Origin of the sequence: Aeromonas sp. PrichA-15, assembly GCF_017939245.1 — a bacterium.
GTDB classification, from domain to species: domain Bacteria; phylum Pseudomonadota; class Gammaproteobacteria; order Enterobacterales; family Aeromonadaceae; genus Aeromonas; species Aeromonas caviae.
This window is the reverse complement of record NZ_JAGKRH010000325.1, coordinates 1,264-2,614: the sequence shown is the minus strand read 5'-3', so window position 1 is coordinate 2,614 and position 1,351 is coordinate 1,264. Positions and strand designations below refer to the sequence as shown.

Annotated in this window: 1 protein-coding gene; it reads left to right on the top strand. The window is 59.7% G+C overall.

Features of this window, described 5'->3' with window-relative positions:
* Positions 1-1,077, top strand: a 1,077-nt coding sequence (locus J9889_RS22880; RefSeq protein ID WP_210557774.1) for an MFS transporter, incomplete at its 5' end; no start/stop codon positions are given.
* Between the last annotated feature and the right edge of the window lie 274 nt (positions 1,078-1,351).

Here is a 1,351-nt window from a genome sequence, read left to right as displayed (position 1 = left end):
TACTTCCTCTCCGCCGGTCTGCTGCTCTCGGCAGGCATCATGTTCATGATGGGGACCATGCACTGGGCTACCTCCAGCATTGGCATCATGTTCGTGCTCCTGTTCCTGAACGGCTGGGCACAGGGCATGGGCTGGCCCCCCTGCGGCCGCACCATGGTGCACTGGTGGTCACAGAAGGAGCGGGGTGAGATCGTCTCGGTCTGGAACGTGGCCCACAACGTGGGCGGCGGCATGATAGGCCCCCTGTTCATCCTCGGCATGGGCTGGTTCAACGACTGGCGCAGCGCCTTCTATGTGCCTGCGGCGGCGGCGGCGGCCATCGCGGTGATTGCCTTCTTCGTGATGCGCGATACCCCGCAATCGGTCGGTCTGCCCCCCATCGAGGAGTACAAGAACGACTACCCGAAGGATTACAACGAAAGCCACGAGCAGGAGTTCTCCGCCAAGGAGATCTTCATGAAGTACGTGCTGCACAACAAGCTGCTCTGGTATATCGCCATCGCCAACGCCTTCGTCTACCTCATCCGTTACGGCGTGCTGGACTGGGCGCCCACCTATCTGAAAGAGGCCAAGGACTTCAGCGTGGATCACTCCTCCTGGGCCTACTTCCTCTATGAGTGGGCGGGGATCCCGGGCACCCTGCTGTGCGGCTGGATCTCCGACAAGATGTTCAAGGGCCGCCGTGCCCCGGCAGGCATCCTGTTCATGGTGCTGGTGACCCTCTCCGTGCTGGTCTACTGGTTCAACCCGGCGGGGAACCCGACCATCGACATGATGGCCCTGGTCGCCATCGGCTTCCTCATCTATGGCCCCGTCATGCTGATCGGTCTCTACGCCCTGGAGCTGGCGCCCAAGAAGGCGGCCGGTACCGCGGCGGGCTTCACCGGCCTGTTCGGTTATCTGGGTGGCGCGGTCGCGGCCAACGCCATGCTGGGCTACACCGTTGACCACTTCGGCTGGGACGGCGGCTTTATGGTGCTCACCGTCTCCTGCGTGCTCTCCATCATCCTGCTGGCCATGACCCTCAAGCACGAGAACGAGTCGATTGCCGCCAAGGCGGCTGCCCATAAGGCATAAAACGTGATCCTGCCCTTATCGATTGGAAAAGGGATCAGGTACACTGCCAAAGGCCCCGCACCTGCCGGCAATGCTGTTCACTTAAGAGAATTTGAGTTCCAGTCCACGTAGTATCAGGACAAAAAAGCGAGGGAGGCATGATGCCTCCCTCTTTCTATTGCAAGCCCCGCTGGATAAAGGCTGGAGGAAGATCGACTGGACACAGCCTTGCCCCCTCAACTCAAATCCAATTTATGAATAATCAGTCAAAAAAGTGCTTATCTGAACAGCATTG